The 1,114-nt window shown below is 55.6% G+C and carries 1 protein-coding gene; it reads right to left on the minus strand.

Features of this window, described 5'->3' with window-relative positions; genetic code table 11:
- Nucleotides 1–118: 118 nt before the first annotated feature.
- On the minus strand, nt 119–1,114 hold a 996-nt coding region (locus ACREAY_RS12075; RefSeq protein WP_431756013.1), incomplete at its 5' end, for an FxLYD domain-containing protein.

The raw sequence follows: 1,114 nt of genomic DNA on the forward strand, positions 1-1,114 counted from the left end.
GTACAGGTCTGCAAACGACTCTGACTCTAGGAGCGTCAGGCTTGCATCGTACAGATCTAGCTTGCAGCCTGCAGGCGACTTTGTTATCTTGGCGCAGTGCACGACTTTTTTAAAAAGTTCACGAGATTTTAAATGCTGCCTTTCTCGCCGCCACTACCATCGCGGATATGGCCGCTGCGAGCCCGAGGACGGCAAACGGGAATTCAGGCATCACCCTGACGCCCTGCACCTTTACTTCGTGGTCGCCGGGCGGGACAAACATGTCGATGTGCACTGTCTTGCCGTCCATCATGATCGACGCCCCGTCGTACGGCTCGGCGTCCATTATTACCGCCACCGTCTGGTTCTGGTACAGCTGCGGGAATTTCAGCACGGCCTGCCCGCCGGCGGGGTTGTAGTGCTTTATCCCAAATGCAATGCTGTCAGTCGAGTTGTCGTAGCGCATGCTGCTTATCTTTGCCAGCGCCTCCAGATCGTACGCGATGAACTTGCCGTCGCCGGTCGGGAGGGTGGTTATAGGCGCTTCAAGGTCAAAGCCGGCGCAGCTGTAGTAATAGACGCCTGTCCTGACTGCAGGATCGGGTGCCGCGGTAAAGGCCGCCTCCTGTCCCGGCGCAAGGGAAGGTATCACGTTGCTTATTGCAGAGTCGAGGTTTACCATGCCTTCGTTGTGGACTGAAGCGTATATCGCTACGTTGCGCACTTCAAAAGAGCCGGTGTTCTTTACGGTCCCGGTGAGCACTTTTCCTTCGCCTACTGCCATGTTGGTATAGTTTAGCACGAGCGCGTCATAAAAGGGCAGGTTGATCTGCTCGACTTTTAGGACATAAGGCTTGCCTTTAAATGTCAGGTCGTCTTGCACCCTGAACTTGAACGGCGCGCCTTTTCCGGGAAATATCACGCTGCCATAGGGCTCCGCCAGGAGGGCCGAATTTGCGCCGGCGCTGTCGACGACGTCAAGGGCCATCGTCACCCCTATGGGCTCGTGCCCGCGGTTGTTGACGACACCCACTATGTTTGTAAATCCTTCCGAATCGACAAAAGTGTAATTGGAGTTCTCTAGCTCGATAGGTTCCTCGGCAGAGGCGCTCAGGGGAACAAAGAGCAATAGCAA

Source organism: Nitrososphaera sp. (assembly GCF_050748925.1).
GTDB lineage: Archaea > Thermoproteota > Nitrososphaeria > Nitrososphaerales > Nitrososphaeraceae > Nitrososphaera.